Here is a 20268-nt window from a genome sequence, read left to right on the forward strand (position 1 = left end):
GCGCGTGCGCGCGACGGATCAGACGCCGACCGCGTGCGACAGTATCGCGCGCGTGAACCGCTGACCGCCGGCCGCGAGGCGCTCGAAGTACGCGTCCAGCGCCGACGCGGAGGACCGCGCTGCCGGTGCTGCCTCACGCTGAGGGGTGTCGGCGTAGTGCCGATCCAGCGCATCTCGAAGCATGCGCACCGCTTCCGCACGCTGCTGCGAGACGGCGGCGTGGGAGACGCCGAGCTGCTCCGCGAGATCCTTGACCGTGCGGTCCTCGAAATAGATCGCCGTGATGATCGCCCGCTTGCGCTCCGGCAGCGCGTCGACGGCGCGCCGCAGGAACTCGTCGCGCTCGGAGGCGATCGCGAGCTCCTCGGGCAGGTAGCCGGTCCACACGATCTCCGGAGCGTCCGGCGCATCGAGACTCGTCAGCAGACGCTCGGCGTCGGCGAGCCCTTCGCGCGCGACGGCCGTGTCGACGCCCATGGCTGCCGCGATCTCCGCCACAGTGGGCGTGCGACCGAGGGCGGCCGTGAGCGTCTGTCGGACCTTCGTCGTCTGCTTGGCTCGCACCCGAACATCTCGAGGCGCCCAGTCCATCGACCGCAGCTCGTCTTTCAGCGCCCAGTTGACGCGTCCTCGAGCGAACGCGCCGAAGGGCACGCCGAGGGTCGCGTCGAACTTCTCGGCCGCGCGGACCAGCGCGAACGCACCGGCAGAGGCGAGGTCGTCACGGGAGACATGCGTGAGTCGAGACGCCACATATGCCGTCGCCGCACCGACGATGTGCAGGTGATCGACCACGAGCTGGTTGCGGGCACGCATAGGCATCGGATTCGCCTCTTTCACTGTAAGTGCAAGCCCTCCCCAGCGACTCACAGCGCGGCCTCTCCCCAGTGGCCAGAACTACATCTGACTACAGACTAGGGGTGCGACGGGCAAGAAATATCCCCGGAGGCCAAAACCTCCGGGGATTCTCGTTTACGTTCAGATAACGATGACTAATCGTTCACCTTGACGCGGCGGTTCACCTCGCGCGTCGCGGAGAACTTCAGCACGGTGTAGTCGTTGACCTCGGCGTCTCCGTCGTCCTTCGCGAACTGCACCCGGTGCCCCTTGTGCGTCTGCGGATAGAACTTGCCGAAGTTGGTGAGTGTGACCGTGTTCCCGCGGCCCACGAGGTCGAGGAGCTCGTCGATCATCGCGTTGTACGCCGTCTGTGCGGCCTGAACCGAGATGCCACCGCGTCGTGCGAATCTCTGCACGAACTCCCGCTTGCTCACCCGATTCGTCTCGAGCGTCCTTGATGTGCTCATGTCGTCTTCCGTCCCATGGAATGTCGCTCGTCACCGAGCGTCGTGCGCTGTACCCCTACCAACCGCATCCATGACGTGCCCCAGGTCCCGATCTCCTGCGACGACGCCGGGATCCCGCCAGTACCCCAGCCTGTGCTCTTAGAGGATAGATGCTCTTCCTTGGTATATGCGGTGAATCTCGGAATTCTCCCCGTGCCGGGAGTCCACCATGTCGAAAGAGCCGTCGAACGTCACGTCCTGCTCAGGCACCCAGCAGGGCGCGGATCGGGTAGCGCTGATCCTCGAGGATCGCCTGTGCGGCACGGCCGGATCCGGTGTGGATCAGGATCGGCGCACGCAGGTTGATGTACACGCCGTCGGCCGAGGGGTTCGCCACGACGAACACCCGGATCTCCGACTCGTCGGCGGCGCCGATCTCGGACTGCACGTCTGCGGGGATGCTCGGCTCGTAGCCGTAGTCCCCGGATCGCGGGTCGAGGAGGAACAGGCGCACGTCGGCATCCGTCGCGCGCAGCGCGTGCAGCCCTTCCGCTCCGTCGATCTGCTCGAGGGTGAAAGAGGTGTGCGGAGCGAGTCCGGGCATCGGCGAAGCGAACTCGACGTCGACCGTCGCCGTCGTCCGGTCAGTGGGTGCGCTCATCGCAGGAACTCCATCAGATTGGTCTGCAGCGAGCGGGCCGTCACCTGCAGGGCGGATTGGAACACGAGCTCGGCCGACTGCAGGTGCACGAGCACCTCGAGACTGTCGACGTTCTCGACCTCGGCACGGCGCGCTTCGAGGTCGATCGACGAGGAGAGATTCTGCGCCGACGCCCGCTCGATCTGCACCTGACGAGCGCCCGTGGATCCGCGAGCCGCGGTGACGTCCTTCAGCCGCGCATCGATGTCGCCGAGACGCGAGCCGACCTCGGCACCGCTGCGCAGTTCCGCCGCGATGTCGTTCAGCAGGGCGAAGGCGCTGTCGGCCCCTTCGCCGAACGCCTGAGCGCCGTCGAAGTCCACGCGCACGGTCTCGTTCTCGCTGATGCGGCGATGCACGCCGTCGCCCGCGCCGCCGTTGAAGCTGAAGGTGGTGGGATCGAACGCGGCTCCCGCATCGCTCGTTCCCGCGAAGACGCTGCGGCCGAGCACCCTCGTGTTCGCCTTGGCGAGCAGCTCTGCGCTGATGGACTCGAGCTCCTGGGCGATCGACTCGCGAGCGGTCGGGCTCAGCGCGCCCGAGTTCGCTCCCTGTGCGGTGAGATCACGCGCGCGGTTGAGCAGATCGGCGCTTGCGCCGAGAGCGGTGTCGACCGTGGTCACCCACGCCATCCCGTCGCTGAGGTTGCGGGCGAACTGAGCGACGCGCGCCTGATCACCGTGCACACCGAGCGCCGTGGCCGCGGCGGCCGGATCGTCGCTCGGCGAGCGGAAGGCGCGCTGCGACGCGGCCTGATCCTGCAGCCGTGCGCGATCCGCGAGGTTGGTCTGCAGTGTGCGCAGCGACTGCTGCGTCATGGTGCTGGTCGTGATTCGACCGATCATTTCACTCTCCCCAGAGTCAGCGGCCGACGAGGCCGGTGCGGTTGATCAACAGATCCAGTGCCTCATCGACGGCCGTCAGAACGCGAGCCGCCGCCTGGTATGCGGTCTGGTAGGTCAGGAGGTTGATCGTCTCCTCATCGCCGTCCACCGAGGCGTTCGACTGCTGCGCGGTGACCGCCGCGACCGCGCCCATATCGGCGATGTCCGCGCGCTGCAGATCCCCGGCGACGGCGACTGCGAAGCCGGTGACGAACGTCGACCACGTCTTGCTGGGCCCCGCCGCAGATGTCCCCAGCGCACTGATGCGGTCGGCGATGGTGGTGTCCTTCGCGCCCGCACCCGGCGCTGCCAGTGCCAGCTGATCGAGTCCCGTCGGGACGACACGGAGTCCCAGCGCCGCCGGACCCGAACCGTCGAGCGCGAAGAAGTCGCCTCCGGCCGCTCCCGACGAGGTGACGCCGGTGCGGTGCACATCGTTCACGGCGGTCGCGAGCGCGGTCGCCGTCTCGTTGTAGGCGGCCGCGACGCCGGCGAGCGTCCCCCCGTCGGACGCGGGGGCCAGAGCGCTGATCGTGCCGCCGACGACGCCACCCGTGATCGGCACCGCGAGGTTCGGTCGATCCGCCCATGAGACGGTGATCCGACCTGCGTCCGCGATGTCACGCGGTCCGCTCGCGACGAGCGCTCGGCTGCTGTCGCCCGACACGAGCGCATTGCCGTCGACGCGAAGAGTCAGTGTGCCGTCCGGCTCGACGATGCCCTTCGCACCGACGGCCGACGAGAGCTGCTGGGCGAGGACGCTGCGCTGGTCCATGAGCTCGTTGGCGTTGCGCCCCGATTGCAGCGCCTCCCTGATCTGTCCGTTGAGAGTGGCCACCTGGCTCGCAGCGGCGTTGACGTCGGCGAGCTGACCGTCGACCTGACTGCGCAGGTCGTTCCACTGCCCCGCAATGGTCTGGTAGCCCTCCGCGATCTGTCCGATGAGCACGTCGGCATTCGAGAGCACGACCTGCGCCGCTGCCGGATCCGGCGTGTTGGCGAGGTCGGACCAGCCCGACCAGAACCTGTTGAGGTTCGCGGCGAGACCGTCCTTCGTGGGTTCGGCCAGCACGTCCTCTGCGCGGCTCGCTGCCGTCGCACGAGCCGACCAGAAGCCGGAGGTCGACAGCGCGTCGCGCACACGGGCATCGAGAATGTCGTCGCCGAGCCTCGCGATCCCGGTCACGCCCACTCCCCCGCCGATGGCGATGCCGGATGGCCAGAGCCCCGTCTGCCCCGGCGCCGAGAGCGAGGTCTGCTCCACCCGCTGGCGCGTGTAGCCCGGAGTCGTCTGGTTGGCGATGTTCTGACCCGTGACGGTCATCCCCGCGCGTGCGGCCGAGAGCGCGGATTCTGCGAGGCGGAGCCCTGCGAAGGAAGACATGGTTACCTCAGACCCTGGTGTCGAGAAGTCGGGCGTCCGCGCCGCGGACGACGTCGCCGTGCGTGTCGTATTCGCCGGTCGGCACCCCGAGGCCGGCGATCGTCTCCTGCGTCACCCGGATCGCCGTGCGCAGACGCTGCTCGTTGACCTTCTTCATGTCGCCGATCTCGTCGGCCAGAGTGGTCATGGCCTCGAGATGACCCGACAGGATCTCGCGCCACGCGTCGGTCGGCGCAGCCTCGATCAGATCGCGGAGCGTCGTCGCCTCGGGCACGCCCCACTCGTCAGCCACCGCGATGACCAGCGTGTCGCGCGACAGCGCGACGGTCGGCATGGCCGCGAGGACCCGCTCGATCTCGTTCGCCGCATGGTGGATCCACCGGTTGCGTCCGGTCGCGAGCAGCATCTGCTGCTCGTCGAGCTTGAACAGCAGCACCTCCAGCAGATCGCGCTCTCGCATCAGTTGCATGCTCAGGTCGTGAGCGGCCACGATTCGTCACCTCGTCATGTCGCGGTTTCCATGACGGGATCGCCCGTCACATGAACGACTATCGCGACAACGCTCGACGCAGTAACTCGGAGTCCCGGAGATGACACTCCGAGCGTCCGATCATGGAGCAGGGGTGGTTCTGCCCAGGGCGCCGAGAATGAGCGATTCGGCGGAGTCGTCGGAGGAGGTCTGCACGGCCTCCTGATTCGCATCGCTCACGGCGATGACGATCTCGGCGCGGTTGATGCGCTTGTCGCGAGGGGCGTCGATGCCGACACGGACACCGCTCGGCGTCACGGCGAGGATCGTGACGGTGATGTCGTCGCCGATCACGATGCTCTCGTTGGCGCGTCTCGTCAGTACCAGCATGCGTCGTCTGCCTTCCATGGCGTGAGCGCCGGTGCGCCCTCTGCTCACAAACGTATCGCACTCAACTCATAAATGAGCAGAATCGAACGCTACAACGCGCCGCTGGGAAGAGCCGACTGCGTCATGCGGACGACACCGACCACGTCGGTCGCGAGACCGCCCGCCGCAGCCTCATCGTAGGAGAGCACCGGAAGGCCGCTGACCTGCGATGACACCATCCGACGCACCGCCTGTCGCAGTGACGGCGCGCAGACGAGAACGGGCTCCGGACCGACCTGGTCGAGTTCGGCGACAGTGCGACGCACGTTCTCGAGCACCTGCATCGTCGCCTCCGGCGTCAGCACGATCTGCGGGTGACCGTCGACGACGCGCATGCCCTCGAGCATCTGCTGCTCGAGGATCGGCTCGAACATGACGACCCGGATGCGTCCGTCCTCGGCGAAGCGCGAGGCGATCGCCGGCCCGAGCGCCGCCCTGGCCGCGTCGATGAGACCCGCCGTCTCCGTCGACGCCTTGCCTCGGAGTGCGAGCGCCTCGTAGATGCGCGCCAGGTCGTTGATCGGCACCCGCTCGGAGAGGAGCCCCGCCAGCACGCGCTGGATCGCGGCGAGCGACAGCACGGCCGGGGTGAGTTCCTCGACCGTCGCGGGGCTGGACTGCTTCAAGTGCTCGGTCAGCTGGCGGACGTCTTCGAGGGAGAGCAGGCGGTCGGCCTGGCTCTGCACGATGTCGGAGAGGTGGGTGATGATGACGCTCGCCCGATCGATCACCGTCGCGCCGGCCATGTCGGCGGCGTGCGACATCTCGGCGGGGACCCACTTGCCCTCGAGACCGAACACCGGGTCGACCACGGCCGTGCCCGGAAGCTGCTCGAGTCCCGTGCCGATCGCGAGAACGTGGCCCCGAGGAACCGACCCGCGTCCGGCCTCGACCCCGGCGATGAGGATCGAGTACGTCTGCGCGGGCAGCTCGATGTTGTCCCGCGTGCGCACCGGCGGCATGAGGATGCCGATGTCGAGGGCGAGCTTGCGGCGGAGGGACTTCACCCGGGTGAGCAGATCTCCCGCTCCCCCTGAGGCGAGATCGACGATGTCGGGAGACAGCGAGATCTCGAGGGCGTGCACGCGCATCCGGTCCATGAGGTCCTCCGGGCCCTCGGTGCCGGCCTCGACGGCCTCCTGCTGCAGGGCATCCGCCTCACGTGCGGCATCGCGGTCCTCGTTCGCCTTCACGCGGGATGCCGCGAACAGCAGGACCGCTCCGATCGCCAGGAAGATCACGAGCGGCATCCCGGGGATGAACCCCATGGCGATGGCGGCGAGTCCGGTGATCACCAGGGCGTTGCGGGACTGCATGAGCTGACGGCCGGCGGCCTGACCCATCTCGGCCTCCGCGTTCTCACGCGTGACGATCATGCCGGTCGACACCGCCATGAGCAGTGCGGGGATCTGGGTCACCAGCCCGTCGCCGATGGTGAGGATGCTGTACGTCTCGAGCGCCTCGCCCACCTCCATGCCGTGCTGCACCATGCCGATGATGATGCCGCCGACGAAGTTGATGACCACGATCACGATGCCCGCGATCGCGTCTCCCTTGACGAACTTCGACGCACCGTCCATCGCACCGTAGAAGTCCGCCTCCGCGGCGACCTCTGCGCGTCGCCTGCGCGCCTCGTCATCCGTGATCAGACCGGCGTTCAGGTCGGCGTCGATCGCCATCTGCTTGCCCGGCATGGCGTCGAGCGTGAAGCGCGCGCCCACCTCGGCGACGCGCTCGGCACCCTTGGTGACCACGACGAACTGGATGACGGTGAGGATGAGGAAGATCACGGCACCGATCACGAGTGAGCCGCTGATGGTGATCTGACCGAACGCCTGGATCACCTGACCCGCGTGGGCCTCGCTGAGCACGAGGCGGGTCGACGCGACGTTGAGGCCGAGCCGGAAGAGGGTCGCGACGAGCAGCAGACTCGGGAACACCGAGAAGTCCAAAGGCTTCTTCACGAACATCGCGGTCAGGAGGATCAGCAGCGCGAACGAGATGTTCAGGACGATGAGCACGTCGAGCAGACCGGTCGGGATGGGCACGATGAGCAGGAGGATGATCCCCACCACACCGACGGGAACAGCCCCCTTGGACAACAGCTGACCGATCATGCGTCTCGCCTTCTGATTCTCTCTGCTCGTTCTGATGTGCTCGTGGCCGGACTCACAGGCCGCGGTCCCTGGTGCTGGCGAAGGGCATCGTGTGCGTTCCCCTGGCCGAGCCTCGACGTTTGAGGTGCTCGATGAAGGCGAGCACCTGGGCGACCGCGGTGTAGAGCTCTTCGGGGATCTCCCGCCCGATCTCGCAGGCCGAGTGCAGCGCGCGTGCGAGAGGGATGTCCCTGATCATCGGCACGCCGTTCTCCTCCGCCTTCTCGCGGATCTTCTGCGCGACGATCCCCGCGCCCTTCGCCACGACCCGTGGCGCCGACTTGCCCGGCTCGTAGCGCAGCGCCACCGCCACGTGCGTGGGGTTCACGAGCACGACGTCGCTGTCGCCCACCGCGGCGATCATCCTGTTGCGGCTCATGGCGAGCTGCCGCGAGCGGCGCTGGGAGCGCACGAGCGGGTCGCCCTCGGTCTTCTTGTGCTCGTCCTTGGCTTCGTTCTTCGTCATGTGCGTGTGCTTGCGGTTGCGCCGCATGACCACCGCCACGTCGATCGCTGCGAGCACGATGCCCACCGCCACGGCGACCTGCAGCAGCGCGACCGCTCCCCCGGCCGCCTGCTCGAGCAGCCAGGTGATGTTGTGGCTGCCGCTGGCCATCAGTACCGGGACGAGACCCGAGACGACGATCCACAGTGCGAGCCCGATGGCCACGGTCTTCAGCAGCGCCTTGGCGCCCTCCCAGAGCGCCTGCCGGCCGAAGACGCGCTTGACGCCCGACACGATGTTGAACTGCTCGGTGCGCATGGTCACGCCGCGCAGGTGGATGCCGCCCTGCGCGACCGCGGTGGCCGTGGTGGCGAGCAGCACCACCACCAGCATCGGAAGCAGGATGCCCCCGAGCGAGGTGATGGCCGAGCTCAGCACATCCATGGCGGCGCCGTCGGTGGGGTTCATCGCGACGGGCGTCACGGCGAGGAAGAGCTCGGTGACCACCTGCGTGCCCGAGGCGATCGTCGGCACCATCATGACGGCCGCGGCGGCGATGCAGACCCAGGCCGTGAAGTCCTGGCTGCGGCCGATCTGGCCCTTCTTCCGCGCTTCCTTCAGGCGACGCTCGGTCGCCTTCTCGGTGCGTTCGCCGGCGTCGGTCTCGCTCATCGGGTCACCCCCAGGAGCAGTCGCGCAGCCTCCTCGGCGATCACGGCGACCACGCTCGGGAGCGCCGCGTAGACGAATCCGACGAGCAGGAGGGTGAGACCGATCTTGATCGGGAAGCCCATCGCGAAGGCGTTCAGGGCGGGCGCGACGCGGCTGACCAGACCGAGTCCGACGTCGGCGAGGAAGAGCACGATGAGCAGCGGTCCCGCGATCTGCACCGCGCTGAGCATCATCTGTCCCGCAGCGCCGACGAGCGCCTCGGCGGGCTTGGCGAGATCGATCATGCCGGTGACCGGCACCGCGTCGAACGATCGGAACAGACCGCCGAGCACGAGCTGGTATCCGTCGGAGGCGAACAGCAGCATGATCGCGGTCATCTGGAACAGTCGGGTGAACTGTGCGCCGTTGATCGCCATGCCGGGATCGAAGGCCTGAGCCAGCTGGAACCCGCCGAAGGTGTCGACGAGGTGGCCGGCGCCCTGGATCGCGCTGAAGAGCACCATCACGAGGAAGCCGAGGAGCGCCCCCGTGAGGGCCTGCCCTGCCAGTGCGAGCATGAAGGCCCCGGTGTCGAGGCGCTCATATCCTGCGGTCACGACCGGCGACACGGCGAGAGCGAGACCGACGCCGAGCATCGCGCGGATCCGCATCGGGATCGTGCCGTGGCTGAACGGCGGGGCGAGGACCAGGAATGCCGTGATCCGCACGCAGGCGAGCGAGGTCGCCTCCAGCCAGGTGAAATCGATCGGGATGTTCATCAGCCGCCGTTCAGCAGCGACGGTATCCGCGCGAACATCTCGTTCGTGAACGCGATCATCTCGGCGATCATCCAGTGCCCCGTGACGAGGAGCGCGATGCCGACGGCGACGAGCTTCGGCACGAACGAGATCGTCATCTCCTGCACCTGGGTGATGGACTGCAGCAGCGAGATCGCGAAGCCCACCACCAGGGCGGTGATGAGCAGGGGCGCGCAGAGCTTCGCACCGACGATGAGCGCCGCCTGACCGATGTCGATGACCGCTTCGGGGTTCACCCGCCACCCCCGTTGTAGGACTGGACGAGCGCGGTGATGACCATGCCCCACCCGTCGATGAGCAGGAACAGGAGGATCTTGAACGGCAACGAGATCATGACGGGCGGCAGCATCATCATGCCCATCGACATGAGTGCGCTCGCGACCACCAGGTCGATGACGAGGAACGGCACGAAGATGATGAACCCGATCAGGAACGCCGCGCGCAGTTCGCTGATCATGAAGGCCGGGACGAGCGTCTGCAGCGGGATGCTCCCGGCGTCGGTGGGGTTCTCCATCTGCGCTGCCCGATGCATCAGCGCGATGTCCTCTTCGCGCGTGTACGAGAGCATCCACTGCCGCAGGGGCTCCTGGGCGAGCTCGAACGCCCTTCCGAAGTCGATCTGGCCGTCGGTGAACGGCGCGACGGCGACGGTGTTGATGTCGGTGAGCACCGGCCACATGATGAACAGCGTCAGGAACAGGCTGAGACCGGCCAGCACCTGGTTCGGCGGGATCGACGGCAGCGAGAGCGCGTTCCGGGTGAGGGCCAGCACGACGAAGATCTTGGTGAAGCTCGACATCATCAGCAGCAGCGCCGGAGCGACGCTGAGCACGGTGATGCCCAGCAACGTCATGATGCTGTCGGACGGCGCCCCGTTGATGCCGTTGATCGTCACACCGTCGCCCTCGCCGTCACCGACCTGAGTCGGGACCTGCATCGCCGCTGCGTGCGCCCCTGTGGCCTGCAGCAGCACGAGTGCCGTCACGACGACGAGCACCGCGGCGAGCAGCACCCACACGCGGCGAGGCAGTCGCGGTGCGCGCGCAGACGGCGGCGCGGCGACTGCGGCGGATGCGGGCACGGCGGCACTCCGAAGTTGGGTGGCGTGGCCGATCCGTAGCCAGGGGGTCGAGCGATCCGTGCTCGCAGTCGACTATCGCGACATCACGAGGTGCACGTAACCGCGTCGACCGATGCGCTGACCGCGGGTCAGGCGACCGAGCGCAGCGCGCGGTCGACGATGTCATCGGGCATCTCGACGGAGGCGGATCGTACGTCCGAGGAGACGACCTCCTCCTGCTCGAGAGGAGGAGCCTCCTGGGTGTCGACGACGTTGATCCCGTGCTCCGTCACGCCGAGCACGTAGCGGATGCCGCCGAACTCCGCCACGACGAGCTGTGCCTTGCCGCCGATGCCCGACCTCGCCACCACGGTGATCTTCTCCGGGCGCGCACGCGGCGCCGCGGCGGGCCGCGTCGGCACGAGCTCGGTCAGCTTGGCGAGCTTCTTCGGCATCAGCCCTGCCAGCGGACTCACGCCCTTCGCCTGCGACTTCTGCAGGCGGCGGCTCAGGAAGAGCAGCAGCCCGAGCACCGCTCCCAGCGCGACGATCGCGCGGAGCGCGACGAGGATGTCGTCCACGCTCAGACCGTCTCGGCGCTGTCGAGGATGCGCTCGACGCGGATCGCGAAGTCGCCCTCGGCGACGACGACCGTGCCGTGCCCGATCAGTCGGCCGTTGAGCTTGATGTCGGCGGGAGACCCGGCGGCGCGGTCGAGCTCGACCACACGGCCCGGCTCGAGCGAGAGCACGTCGCGCACCGGCATCCGCGTGCGCCCGATCTCGACCACGAGCTCCATCTCGACCCCCGCGATGCGGTTGAGCCGCTGCGGACCCGACGCGGATGCCGCCCTGGCTCCGTCGATGCGCACGGATGCGCGCGCCACGACGCTGCCGTCGGCGTCGACCATGTCGAACACCTGGGTCCCCGAATCGGTGAAGACCTCGGCGGCGTCGACCACGGCTCCGTCGCCGAGCGAGCCGCTGCCGAGCACGGCGGCGGCCGCCTCGAAGATCGGGTGCAGGCGATCGGCCAGCTGAGCGTTCTTGGAGCCGTCCTCGAGCTGCGACGGGTCGATGACCTGGATCGCGATGCGGGCCCCGGGGCTGCCCGTGAAGGTGACGACCACCGCGTCGCCCGACGCGCCGGGGTCGGTGGACGGTGCGGGGATCACGGGGTAGCCGAACGGCAGCTTGCCGGCGATCGCCGCGGCGATGGCGGTCTCGTGGAAGGTGCTCATCAGTGGGTCTCCTCATGGGTGGTCGTGATCTTGCAGGTGAGGCGCGAGCCTCTGCTGCCCGGTGTCGCGAGAGCTATCCGGGTCTGCCCGGCCATGAGCTCGTACGGCCGGGTCTCGGGGTGAGGCAGGCGCAGCAGGTCGCCCGGTGCGAGATCGAGGATCTCTCCGGTGCCGATCGTGATGGGCGCGAGGCGCAGCGTCAGCTCCAACGGCGTGCTGCGCACCTGCTCCAGAGTCTGATCCGTCGAATGCGCCGATGCCGCGTCCGATCCCGTGGCCGCGAGGCGGTCGACGACCGCGGTCGCCGGCAGCATCACCGTCGCGGTCGACTCGGAATCGCCGAGACGCATGGTGTATCGGGCGACGATCACCGCCGCCGTCGCGGAGATGACCTGCATGTACTGGGGGTTGTAGTGCACCGCGGGGAAGCGCGGTGCACCAGGGAGCAGAGCGCCGAGGCTGGCGTGGAGGTGCTCGAAGGTGCCCTCCATCAGGTTGCGGACGAGGGCGAGCTCGATCGGCGTGAAGGTGCGGGCTTCGGGAAGCGATGTGCTCCTGCCGCCCATCATCTGCACCACCCACAGCAGGGCGCTGTCGAGACCGAACTGCACGACGCACGGCTCGTCGCGGTCGGCGAACGAGCCGGCGACCATGGCCGTCGTCCCGGGCAGGGTGTCGGCGTACTCCTCGTACGACACGAGCTCGACGGTCTCGAGTGCGAGGTGGGCGCGCACGCGGATCTTCGCCGTGAGCTGGGACGACCACAGCCGGGCGAACGACTCGAAGGCCGCTTCGAGATGGCGGGTGCTCTCGCGTCCGAGCTGGGCGGGGCGTCCGAAATCGTACGCCGGATGGCGCAGGGCGGGGTCATCGAGCACGGCGGATGCGGTCATGACGGTCTCCTCGACGGTGGTGTTCACGTGAGCTCAGTTGTTCGCAGCAGCCGCGAGAGCGGGTATCAGCGCTCTCACCTGCTCTTCTTCGTTCGATTCGACGATGATGTCGACGCGTCTGTTGCTGGCCAGCGCCTGAGGGGTGTCGCCCGGCACGATGGGGCGGGTGTCCGAGAACGCCGTCGCCTTCACACGGGGTCCTCCGACGCCTTCGTGCTCGACGAGGAACCGCGCCACCTGGGTCGCGCGCCCGCCGGACAGCTCCCAGTTGGTGGCGAAGGGCGCGGCGGAGACGCGGTGGTCGGCGTGCCCCTCGACACTCACCTGGTTGTCGACCGTGACGAGCACGTCTCCGATCGTGTCGAGCACGGCGTCCGCCTTCGCCGAGAGGTCGGTGCTGTTGTCGGCGAAGAACGTCTCTGCGCCGACCAGCCCCACTTGGAGTCCCCGGTCGTCGATGACGAACTGCACCGTGTCCTGCAGACCCTGTGCCGCCAGCGAGGTGCTCATGCGATCGCGCAGTCCCTCGAGCGACTCGAACTCGATCTCGGCCCGCGCCGCGAGGTCGACCACCCCGTCATCGTCCTGCAGTTCAGGCGGCACGATCACGCCCTCGGCCGTGTCGGCACCGCCCTCGGTGCTCTCCTGCCCGAAACCCGTGGCGAGGCTGTTCGCGAGCAGTTCGAACTTCGTCTTATCGACGTTCGACACGGCGAAGAGCACGATGAACAGGCACATCAGAACCGTGACCATGTCGGCGTACGAGACGGCCCAGCGCTCGTCCGGCTCATCGTGCGAGTCATCTTCATGCCCGCGACCGCGAGCTCGACGGGCTGTGCTCATTGCACGCCCTCTGCCCGTTCGGGCTCGCGCTTCTTCTTGGTGGCCTTGGGCTTCACGGTCGACAGCGCCTCGAGACGCTCCTGGAGCAGGTGCGGTGCGCTTCCGGCCTGGATGGCGAGCATGCCCTCCGAGACCAGGGTCATCCGCTCGAGCTCGACGGCTCCGATCCGTCCGAGGCGACCGGCGATCGGGTTCCAGATGAAGTTGGCCGAGAGCAGACCCCAGAGCGTGGCGACGAAGGCCGCGGCGATCATCGGCCCGAGGTGGTCGGGTTCGTCGAGCTTCTCGAGCACGTGCGTCAGCGAGACGACGGTGCCGACGATCCCGATCGTGGGCGCATATCCGCCCAGCGAGCCGAAGAACTTCGATGCCACGCGGTTGCGCGACGACGTCGCGGCGATCTCGTCATCCATGACCGTGCGCAGATCCTCGGCATCCGTTCCGTCGGCGAGAGCCTGCAGCGCCTGTCGGGTGAAGGCATCGGGTGCCGAGTCGAGCTCCTGCTCCAGTGCCAGAAGACCTTCGCCCCTGGCCTTCTCCGCATACCCCACGAGGAAGGGGATGACCGCCTCCGGCGTCATCTTCGGGCCCCTGACCATGCGCCCGAGGCTCTTCACAGCGAGGATCGTGTCGCGGAGGGTGTGGCTGGCGATGCCGACGCCGATCGTCGAGCCGAGCACGAGGATCATCGGCGCCGGAATGAGCAGAGCCTCGAAGCTCGCCCCCTCCATCGTGATCATCGCCACCAGCGCGCCGAACGCCAGGATCACCCCGATGATGAATGCGGGATCCACCGTCATGCCCCCGTCTGCGAGGTCAGTGCCTGGGCTGCGCCGAGCACGCGCGCCCGGTACGCGACGATCAGATCGATCAGGGCGTCGAGATCCTCCTCGACCACGTACACATGACCGTCGACCATGTGCAGAGTGGTGTCCGGCGAGGCGTGGATGCGTTCGATCAGGTCGGGGTTCACCGCGAACCGGGTGCGGTCGAGGCGGGTGACGATGATCATCGGGGGTTCTCCGGGCTTCGGATGAGAGGGGGAAGTCTGCTCCGACTATCGCGACGAGGCCCGCCCCCGGTAACCAGGGGCGGGCCTCGTCGCGCGTGTCCGACCGAGTCGGCGCAGGCGATCAGCGCTTGAGCTGCGTGAGCTCCTGCAGGACCTCGTCGCTCGTGGTGATGATGCGCGCGTTGGCCTGGAACCCGCGCTGGGCGACGATGAGGTTGGTGAACTCCTGCGAGAGGTCGACGTTGCTCATCTCCAGCGCACCCGAGACGAGGTTGCCGAAGCCGGCCTGGCCCGGCTCCCCGATGCGCACAGCTCCGGAGTTCACGGATGCGCGGTAGGCCGTGCCGCCCGCCTTCTCCAGCCCCTCGGGGTTCGCGAACGTCGCCATGGCGATCTTGCCGAGCGTCTGCGTCGCACCGTTGCTGAACGTGCCGACGATGGATCCGTCGCCGGTGATGCTGTAGGACTTCAACGTGCCGGCAGCCGATCCGTCCTGCTCCGTCACGGCGACCGTCGACATGTTCGCGTAGCCCGTGACCGCACCCAGGTCGACGCTCACGGCGCCGGCTGCGAGCGTGAGGCCTGCGCCGGCCTGCTTGCCGTCGGTGAAGGTCAGCGCCCCCGTTGCGCCGCTGGTCGGCTCGGTCACGTCCCATCCGGTCGCCGTCTTCGTGAAGGTCAGGCTGAGGGTCGACGGCGTGCCCTGGGCGTCGTAGACGGTCACGTCGCGCACCAGCTCATCACCGACCGCGGCGGTCGAGGGCAGGTTGCCGGTGACCGTCGCCGAGGTCGTCGCCTTCGCAGGTGACACCGCCTCGAGCGGCAGCACGATGTTGCCCGCCGCCTGCCCCGTGTTCACCACGCCGTCCTGCGCCGACCAGCCCTGCACGATCGAGCCGTCGGCGGTCACCATCTTGCCGGTGGGGTCGAACGAGAAGCCGCCCGCCCGCGTGTAGAGGGTCTCTCCGCCGGCTCGGACGGCGAAGAAGCCGTCGCCCGAGATCATCAGGTCGCCACCGCGGCCCGTCGCCTGGGCCGAGCCCTGAGCGAAGTTGGTGCGCACGCCGGCGACCTGCACGCCCAGACCGACCTGGGCGGGGTTGCGACCGCCGACCTCGTCGTCGGGGATGCCCGGGTTGCCGATGAGCTGGGACAGAGAGTCCTGGAACAGCACGGACGAGCCCTTGAACCCTGCCGTGTTGACGTTGGCGATGTTGTTGCCCGTGACGTCGAGCATGGTCTGGTGCGAGCGGAGACCGGAGATTCCGGAGTAGAGCGAGCGAAGCATGGGGTTTCTCTCTTCCTGGGTGAGACGGGGTCAGACTGCGGCGGGGGTGGGCGCAGCGGGGGTGGTCGGTGCGGGGGTGGTCTGTGCGGTCGCGACTCCGGTGATGACGTCGAGCGCGACAGTCTTGTCGCCGATGGTCACCTGCGGGATCGGTCCGTCGAACGAGACCTTGGTCACGATTCCCGAGACGGTCTTGCCGTCGGCGTCCTTGTAGCTCGCTTCCTGTCCGATCAGGGCGCTCGCCGCCTGACGCATGTTCAGGGCGAAGGCCTCGGCGCCGTTGTCGGCGAGCGTGGTGAGCTGCTCCATCATCGCGAGCTGGGTCGTCTGCGAGATCATCTCGTTCGTATCCATCGGGCTCGAGGGGTCCTGATGGGTCAGCTGCGTCACCAGCAGCTTGAGGAACACCTCGCCGTCGAGCACCTGCTTGCGGGCTGCGGGATCGGTCGTCCCTCCCGTGTGGATGGAGCTCGGTGCGGTCACTGCGTCGACAGTCATTCGGTCGTCCTCTCAGGCGAAGATGTCGAGCCCTGCACCGGATGCGGCAGAGGACGTCGTCGGGATGATGCGGGAAAGATCGGGGCTCTGCTCGGCCCCGCGGCGCTGGTCGGAGCGTCCGCGCTGCGCGTCGCGATCACCGGAGCCCTGCTCCGGTGACGCATCGCCCGCGCCCTGCTGGCCGCGGTCTCCGGCGGTGTCCGCCGATGCCCCGTGGGAGACGTTGAGAGTCGCGTGCGGCATCACAGCGGCGAGATCACGGCGAAGGTCGACGAGCATGGTCCGCAGCGCGTCGCGCCCTGCATCGGTGGCGCCGCTGAGCTCGACCTGCACCTCGCCCGCCGCGCTGATGTGCGCGCGCACGGTGACGGGGCCGAGGCTGTCCGGGTTCACCGTCATCGTGAGCTGATGGGTGCCCATCGGGCGCTGCGCGATGCTCACCACCACGGGTGCGACCTGCGCGGCGACGGCCCGGTTGGTCGACCCGGCCGCTTCGGGCGAGGACACGGGCATGGCCGTCGCCGCGGCCGGAGATGCGACCGCAGCGAGAGTCGTCGCAGGCGACCCGGGCTGCGGACCCGGCAGTGGGTCGACGGAGTCGCTCGCCGACAGCGGCTCTGCCTGGCCGCCCGTCACGGACGCAGCGGAGACGCCGACGGTGGTCGGGATCGGAGTCGACGGTGCCGCGTTCCGCGGGGACTCGGACCGCGGAGCCGCAGCGGCAGCGGAGGATGTCGCCGGGTCGGCAACGCCCTCCGCCGGGTCCTGCTGACCCGTCACCCGAGCGTCACGGGGAGCGTCGCTCGACAGGGTCTCCGGGCGCACTCGGGCGCCGGCCACAGGAGGCGCCCCGTCAGCGCCCCTCGCCGACGCCGACGCCGATGCCGATGAGATCTCGGGCGCAGGAGTCCGTTCCGGCGCCGACACGCCGAGAGGCGGGGAGGTCACCGTCGCGCCCGTCTCGACGGCTGCCGCGGCCGGGCCTGTGGGGAGCTCGGCAGGGCGCGCCTCACCCGACGCTGCGGCGGGAGCGGGGAGAGCGCTGCGGGCGCTCCCCGCTGCCTCCGACGCCTCCGGCGCCGTCTGCACGAGCGTCGTCCCATCGAGCGTCGTCGCATCCGGCGTCCTCTGCGCAGGCGTCGACGTGGATGCAGGGGCCGCCGCAGCCACGGCCGGAGCGAACTGCGCGGTGAGGTGCATCATGGTCGCGATCGGCGCCTCCGCCCCGCTCGCGTCGTCGGATGCCGCAGTCTCCTCGGCAGTCGGCGCGTCCTGTCCGTCCGGCGTGAGCGTCGCTGCGTCCTGATCCGTCGCACCGTCGAGCACCCGGCCAGCGGCGATCAGCGCGTCGCCGAACAGAGAGCCCGAAACGGCCGAAGATCGTCCACCTGTCTCCGTTTCGCCGGTTCCTGAACCCGCCACCGTCGCGAGCAGCCCCACGGCGGTCATCGGCGCATCTCGATGATCTTCTGCATCGACGCCGTCGAGCCGTCTGCGCCGGTGGCATTGGCCGAGAACAGCGTCTGCAGCGCCGAGATGACCTCAGCGCTCGCGTCGCCGCCCGCTCCCGTGCCGGCTGCCGCCGCAGTCTGGGGGGTCTGGCCGGCAGCGGGTGCTTCCGGGGTCGACGCCGCCTTCGCCGCTTCGAGGACTCCAGCGAACGTCGTCGCGCTCGCCGCCGATGTCTCGGCGGTCGCAGCGGTCGCGGTCGCTGCAGCCGACGCCGCCGCCGCGCGGCCTGCCGGATCCAGCGACACGATCTGCGTCTCGATCGCGTCGACGCGGGCGATCACCGCCGCGAGCCCGGTCATGCGGCGCTCCCCTCACGTCGCGCGGTGCGGACCACAGCGATCTCATCGAGCGCCGACTGCTCCGCGGCGAGCTCGGCCTTGGTCGCCTCCACGCGGTGGGTGCTCTCGAGCCGCTCGAGTCCCTTCAGGTCGCGCCGCGCTTCGACGTGGGCCGACTTCGCCTCCGACTCCGTGCCGCGCCTCATCTCGACGAGCGCCTGCAGATCGCTGAGCGTGCTGCGTCCCGCGGCGCGAGCGGCGGCCATGGCCATCAGCGCTCGTGGATCGTCGATCTGCGCGCTGATGTCGGCGAGGCTCGAGATCGCGGTCTGCTCGTCGAGCTCGGCCTGCGCCCGTTCCGCGCTCGCACGCGACAGCTGCTCGGCGGCGACACGCTCCTGGGCGCCGCGCACGCGCAGCAGGCCAGCCAGTGGGAAGGTCATGGGGTGAGTCCTCCGAAGTCGGTGGTGAGGGCGGCGAGCCGCTGCCAGGAGTCGTCGGATGCCGCAAGATCGTCCATCCGCTGGGTGAGGAAGCGCGAGATCGCGCCTTCGTGCGCGAGGGCGGCGTCGACCATCGGGTTCGCTCCCTGGCGGTAGGCGCCGATCTCGATGAGGTCGTTCGCGCTGCGACGAGCCGCCAGCACGCTGCGCAGCATCACCGCGTCCTGACGCTGCTCAGGAGTGGTGATCTTCGACACGACGCGAGACACCGAGCCGAGCACGTCGATCGCGGGGAAGTGTCCGCGGATCGCCAGCGCGCGGTCGAGCACCACATGGCCGTCCAGGATTCCTCTCGCAGCGTCCGCGATCGGCTCGTTGTGGTCGTCGCCGTCGACGAGCACCGTGTACAGGCCGGTGATCGATCCGACGGGTCCGGTTCCTGCGCGCTCGAGCAGGCGGGCCAGCACCGAGAACGTCGATGGCGGATACCCGCGGGTGGCGGGCGGTTCGCCTGCGCTGAGCCCGATCTCGCGCTGCGCCATGGCGACGCGCGTGAGGGAGTCCATCATCAGCACCACGTCGAGGCCGTCGTCGCGGAACGCCTCGGCGATCCTGGTCGCGACGAATGCCGAGCGCAGGCGCGCCATCGCGGGCTGATCCGAGGTCGCGACGACCACCACCGACCGCGCCAGACCCTCGGGGCCCAGGTCGTCCTCGAGGAACTCGCGCACCTCGCGACCGCGCTCCCCGACGAGGGCGATGACGTTCACATCGGCAGTGGAGCCACGGGCGATCATCGACATCAGCGATGACTTGCCGACGCCGGAGCCGGCGAAGAGCCCGAGACGCTGACCCGAGCCCACCGGCGTCATCGTGTCGAGCACGCGGACGCCGAGGCCGAGCTGACGATCGATGCGCTGGCGATCCATGACGCTCGGCGCATCGTGGTCGAGCGAGACGGGAGCGACACCCCGGTCGAGCGGCCCCTTGCCGTCGATCGGTCGCCCGAGTCCGTCGAGCACGCGTCCGAGCAGCGCTCGTCCGGTCGGCACCTGCAGCGGCGCTCCCCCGTGCCGCACGCGGGCACGGGCGGTGATCCCGTCGAGCCTGCCCAGCGGCATGCAGCGGGCGGCGGCTCCGTCGACGGCGACGATCTCGGCATCCACCACACGGCCGTCGGTCGCGTCGATGCGGATGCGGTCGCCCACCGCGCCGTCGATGCCCAGCACCTCGACGCCGAGCCCTCGCACGGCTTTCACGGTTCCTGAGCGCTCCGGGCGCGCTGCCAGGAGCGCACGGTTCCACGACCGCGTCGCGGTGATCACACGATCACCTCGGCATCCTGTTCGTCGCCGTCGAGTGCTGCGGCCGCGCGGGCGAGCGCCGACGTGATGCGCGTGTCGACGGCCCCGTTCTCGATCTCGACGATGGCGCCGCCGTTGTCCACGGCCGGAGAGGCGGAGATCCGGATGCCGCGCAGCGCGTCGATCGACGACATCTCGTCCTGCAGGACTGCGACGTCCTGCTCGCTGAAGGCGACCCCTGTCCAGCGCTCCGCCGGCATCTCCGTGAGCGCCCGGCGCAGCGCATGCGCCGCCGAACGTGCCGGATCCGACAGCTCTGCTCCGAGGATCGTGGTGGCGAGGGCGACGGCGAGCTCTTCGATGCGATCGGCGGCGAGCATGCTCAGCTCGTCGATGCGGCGGTCGAGGGCCGCGTGCGCGCTCTCCAACGCGCGCAGACCCGAGCCGCGCTCATGCAGGTACAGCTCCTGGAGTTCGTGCATCCGCTGCTGCTGCGCGGCGTGCTGCACCTCTCCCTCGTCGAGGGCGAGCCTGCGGCCCTCGGCGAAGCCGTCGGCATAGCCACGGGTGCGGGCCCTGTCGGCCTCGCCGCGGAGGTCTATGGGCGTCTCGCCGACGCGCGGCACGACCAGTGGCGTGAAGGCGGAATCGAGCACGGCGGAAACCTCGGAATCG

Annotated in this window: 25 protein-coding genes; all 25 read right to left on the reverse strand. The window is 69.0% G+C overall.

The features are described from left to right. Window positions 1-18: 18 nt before the first annotated feature. Window positions 19-822: a sigma-70 family RNA polymerase sigma factor gene (locus BEP68_RS08230; RefSeq protein ID WP_053096318.1), complete on the reverse strand. Its 804-nt coding sequence runs from the start codon at window positions 820-822 to the stop codon at window positions 19-21. A 170-nt stretch (window positions 823-992) separates the two neighbouring features. Next, the gene (locus BEP68_RS08235) at window positions 993-1307 is read right to left on the reverse strand and encodes an HU family DNA-binding protein (protein ID WP_053096320.1); all 315 of its coding nucleotides are present in this window, start codon (window positions 1305-1307) and stop codon (window positions 993-995) included. 241 nt (window positions 1308-1548) lie between these two features. Next, window positions 1549-1947 (reverse strand): flagellar assembly protein FliW, encoded by a 399-nt coding sequence (locus tag BEP68_RS08240; protein ID WP_056278824.1) that lies wholly within the window; start codon window positions 1945-1947, stop codon window positions 1549-1551. Further along, on the reverse strand, window positions 1944-2831 hold the full coding sequence (gene flgL / locus BEP68_RS08245; protein WP_072591334.1) for a flagellar hook-associated protein FlgL: 888 nt from the start codon (window positions 2829-2831) through the stop codon (window positions 1944-1946). The genes BEP68_RS08240 and flgL overlap by 4 nt, the downstream gene beginning before the upstream one ends. Window positions 2832-2847: 16 nt before the next feature. Further along, window positions 2848-4254, reverse strand: a complete 1407-nt coding sequence (flgK, locus tag BEP68_RS08250; RefSeq protein ID WP_056278825.1) for a flagellar hook-associated protein FlgK — start codon at window positions 4252-4254, stop codon at window positions 2848-2850. Window positions 4255-4261: 7 nt separating this feature from the next. After that, window positions 4262-4723: a flagellar export chaperone FlgN gene (gene flgN, locus BEP68_RS08255; RefSeq protein ID WP_222839304.1), complete on the reverse strand. Its 462-nt coding sequence runs from the start codon at window positions 4721-4723 to the stop codon at window positions 4262-4264. Between the two features lie 141 nt (window positions 4724-4864). Continuing rightward, window positions 4865-5113: a carbon storage regulator CsrA gene (gene csrA, locus BEP68_RS08260; RefSeq protein ID WP_053096324.1), complete on the reverse strand. Its 249-nt coding sequence runs from the start codon at window positions 5111-5113 to the stop codon at window positions 4865-4867. Window positions 5114-5202: 89 nt separating this feature from the next. Next, window positions 5203-7269, reverse strand: coding sequence for a flagellar biosynthesis protein FlhA (locus BEP68_RS08265; protein ID WP_187249697.1), 2067 nt, complete (start codon window positions 7267-7269; stop codon window positions 5203-5205). Window positions 7270-7321: 52 nt separating this feature from the next. Then, window positions 7322-8425: a flagellar biosynthesis protein FlhB gene (locus BEP68_RS08270; RefSeq protein ID WP_187249698.1), complete on the reverse strand. Its 1104-nt coding sequence runs from the start codon at window positions 8423-8425 to the stop codon at window positions 7322-7324. Then, the gene (locus BEP68_RS08275) at window positions 8422-9183 is read right to left on the reverse strand and encodes a flagellar biosynthetic protein FliR (protein ID WP_042541108.1); all 762 of its coding nucleotides are present in this window, start codon (window positions 9181-9183) and stop codon (window positions 8422-8424) included. Before BEP68_RS08275 ends, BEP68_RS08270 begins: the two co-directional genes overlap by 4 nt. Beyond that, window positions 9183-9458, reverse strand: coding sequence for a flagellar biosynthesis protein FliQ (gene fliQ, locus BEP68_RS08280; RefSeq protein WP_042541106.1), 276 nt, complete (start codon window positions 9456-9458; stop codon window positions 9183-9185). Before fliQ ends, BEP68_RS08275 begins: the two co-directional genes overlap by 1 nt. Beyond that, window positions 9455-10303 carry a flagellar type III secretion system pore protein FliP gene (fliP, locus tag BEP68_RS08285; protein WP_315985292.1) on the reverse strand — a complete coding sequence of 283 codons (849 nt, stop codon included), beginning with the start codon at window positions 10301-10303 and terminating at the stop codon, window positions 9455-9457. The genes fliQ and fliP overlap by 4 nt, the downstream gene beginning before the upstream one ends. A 128-nt stretch (window positions 10304-10431) precedes the next feature. Beyond that, entirely contained in the window at window positions 10432-10863 is a 432-nt protein-coding gene (locus BEP68_RS08290; protein WP_072591336.1) for a flagellar biosynthetic protein FliO, read from the reverse strand. A 2-nt stretch (window positions 10864-10865) separates the two neighbouring features. After that, entirely contained in the window at window positions 10866-11522 is a 657-nt protein-coding gene (locus tag BEP68_RS08295) for a FliM/FliN family flagellar motor switch protein (protein ID WP_053096328.1), read from the reverse strand. Continuing rightward, window positions 11522-12415, reverse strand: a complete 894-nt coding sequence (locus BEP68_RS08300; protein WP_187249699.1) for a flagellar motor switch protein FliM — start codon at window positions 12413-12415, stop codon at window positions 11522-11524. The genes BEP68_RS08295 and BEP68_RS08300 overlap by 1 nt, the downstream gene beginning before the upstream one ends. Before the next feature lie 33 nt (window positions 12416-12448). Next, complete coding sequence (locus BEP68_RS08305) at window positions 12449-13258, reverse strand: flagellar motor protein MotB (protein WP_053096330.1); 810 nt, start codon at window positions 13256-13258, stop codon at window positions 12449-12451. Next, entirely contained in the window at window positions 13255-14052 is a 798-nt protein-coding gene (locus BEP68_RS08310; protein ID WP_187249883.1) for a motility protein A, read from the reverse strand. The genes BEP68_RS08305 and BEP68_RS08310 overlap by 4 nt, the downstream gene beginning before the upstream one ends. Before the next feature lie 2 nt (window positions 14053-14054). Continuing rightward, window positions 14055-14270, reverse strand: coding sequence for a flagellar FlbD family protein (locus BEP68_RS08315; RefSeq protein ID WP_042541095.1), 216 nt, complete (start codon window positions 14268-14270; stop codon window positions 14055-14057). Between the two features lie 121 nt (window positions 14271-14391). Then, on the reverse strand, window positions 14392-15558 hold the full coding sequence (locus tag BEP68_RS08320) for a flagellar hook protein FlgE (protein ID WP_187249700.1): 1167 nt from the start codon (window positions 15556-15558) through the stop codon (window positions 14392-14394). A 30-nt stretch (window positions 15559-15588) separates the two neighbouring features. Continuing rightward, entirely contained in the window at window positions 15589-16056 is a 468-nt protein-coding gene (locus tag BEP68_RS08325) for a flagellar hook capping FlgD N-terminal domain-containing protein (protein ID WP_072591337.1), read from the reverse strand. A 12-nt stretch (window positions 16057-16068) separates the two neighbouring features. After that, window positions 16069-17505 (reverse strand): flagellar hook-length control protein FliK, encoded by a 1437-nt coding sequence (locus BEP68_RS08330; RefSeq protein ID WP_187249701.1) that lies wholly within the window; start codon window positions 17503-17505, stop codon window positions 16069-16071. Further along, window positions 17502-17867 (reverse strand): hypothetical protein, encoded by a 366-nt coding sequence (locus BEP68_RS08335; protein WP_187249702.1) that lies wholly within the window; start codon window positions 17865-17867, stop codon window positions 17502-17504. The genes BEP68_RS08330 and BEP68_RS08335 overlap by 4 nt, the downstream gene beginning before the upstream one ends. Beyond that, the gene (locus BEP68_RS08340; protein WP_072591340.1) at window positions 17864-18289 is read right to left on the reverse strand and encodes a hypothetical protein; all 426 of its coding nucleotides are present in this window, start codon (window positions 18287-18289) and stop codon (window positions 17864-17866) included. The genes BEP68_RS08335 and BEP68_RS08340 overlap by 4 nt, the downstream gene beginning before the upstream one ends. Continuing rightward, window positions 18286-19611 carry a FliI/YscN family ATPase gene (locus BEP68_RS08345; RefSeq protein WP_056279097.1) on the reverse strand — a complete coding sequence of 442 codons (1326 nt, stop codon included), beginning with the start codon at window positions 19609-19611 and terminating at the stop codon, window positions 18286-18288. The genes BEP68_RS08340 and BEP68_RS08345 overlap by 4 nt, the downstream gene beginning before the upstream one ends. After that, a complete protein-coding gene (locus BEP68_RS08350; protein ID WP_187249703.1) occupies window positions 19611-20249 on the reverse strand; it encodes a FliH/SctL family protein in 639 nt (212 codons plus the stop codon). The genes BEP68_RS08345 and BEP68_RS08350 overlap by 1 nt, the downstream gene beginning before the upstream one ends. Window positions 20250-20268 lie beyond the last annotated feature (19 nt).

It is taken from the genome of Microbacterium sp. 4-7 (genome assembly GCF_014332665.1).
In the GTDB taxonomy this organism is placed as follows: domain Bacteria; phylum Actinomycetota; class Actinomycetes; order Actinomycetales; family Microbacteriaceae; genus Microbacterium.

Coding starts and splice junctions, on each gene's coding strand:
- BEP68_RS08320 (WP_187249700.1), bottom strand. CDS start 15,558: ATGCTTCGCTCGCTCTACTCCGGAATCTCCGGTCTCCGCTCGCACCAG.
- flgL (WP_072591334.1), bottom strand. CDS start 2,831: ATGATCGGTCGAATCACGACCAGCACCATGACGCAGCAGTCGCTGCGC.
- BEP68_RS08305 (WP_053096330.1), bottom strand. CDS start 13,258: ATGAGCACAGCCCGTCGAGCTCGCGGTCGCGGGCATGAAGATGACTCG.
- BEP68_RS08315 (WP_042541095.1), bottom strand. CDS start 14,270: ATGATCATCGTCACCCGCCTCGACCGCACCCGGTTCGCGGTGAACCCC.
- BEP68_RS08335 (WP_187249702.1), bottom strand. CDS start 17,867: ATGACCGGGCTCGCGGCGGTGATCGCCCGCGTCGACGCGATCGAGACG.
- BEP68_RS08270 (WP_187249698.1), bottom strand. CDS start 8,425: ATGAGCGAGACCGACGCCGGCGAACGCACCGAGAAGGCGACCGAGCGT.
- flgK (WP_056278825.1), bottom strand. CDS start 4,254: ATGTCTTCCTTCGCAGGGCTCCGCCTCGCAGAATCCGCGCTCTCGGCC.
- BEP68_RS08275 (WP_042541108.1), bottom strand. CDS start 9,183: ATGAACATCCCGATCGATTTCACCTGGCTGGAGGCGACCTCGCTCGCC.
- BEP68_RS08340 (WP_072591340.1), bottom strand. CDS start 18,289: ATGACCTTCCCACTGGCTGGCCTGCTGCGCGTGCGCGGCGCCCAGGAG.
- flgN (WP_222839304.1), bottom strand. CDS start 4,723: ATGCAACTGATGCGAGAGCGCGATCTGCTGGAGGTGCTGCTGTTCAAG.
- csrA (WP_053096324.1), bottom strand. CDS start 5,113: ATGCTGGTACTGACGAGACGCGCCAACGAGAGCATCGTGATCGGCGAC.
- BEP68_RS08300 (WP_187249699.1), bottom strand. CDS start 12,415: ATGACCGCATCCGCCGTGCTCGATGACCCCGCCCTGCGCCATCCGGCG.
- BEP68_RS08325 (WP_072591337.1), bottom strand. CDS start 16,056: ATGACTGTCGACGCAGTGACCGCACCGAGCTCCATCCACACGGGAGGG.
- BEP68_RS08230 (WP_053096318.1), bottom strand. CDS start 822: ATGCCTATGCGTGCCCGCAACCAGCTCGTGGTCGATCACCTGCACATC.
- BEP68_RS08265 (WP_187249697.1), bottom strand. CDS start 7,269: ATGATCGGTCAGCTGTTGTCCAAGGGGGCTGTTCCCGTCGGTGTGGTG.
- BEP68_RS08295 (WP_053096328.1), bottom strand. CDS start 11,522: ATGAGCACCTTCCACGAGACCGCCATCGCCGCGGCGATCGCCGGCAAG.
- BEP68_RS08330 (WP_187249701.1), bottom strand. CDS start 17,505: ATGACCGCCGTGGGGCTGCTCGCGACGGTGGCGGGTTCAGGAACCGGC.
- BEP68_RS08240 (WP_056278824.1), bottom strand. CDS start 1,947: ATGAGCGCACCCACTGACCGGACGACGGCGACGGTCGACGTCGAGTTC.
- BEP68_RS08235 (WP_053096320.1), bottom strand. CDS start 1,307: ATGAGCACATCAAGGACGCTCGAGACGAATCGGGTGAGCAAGCGGGAG.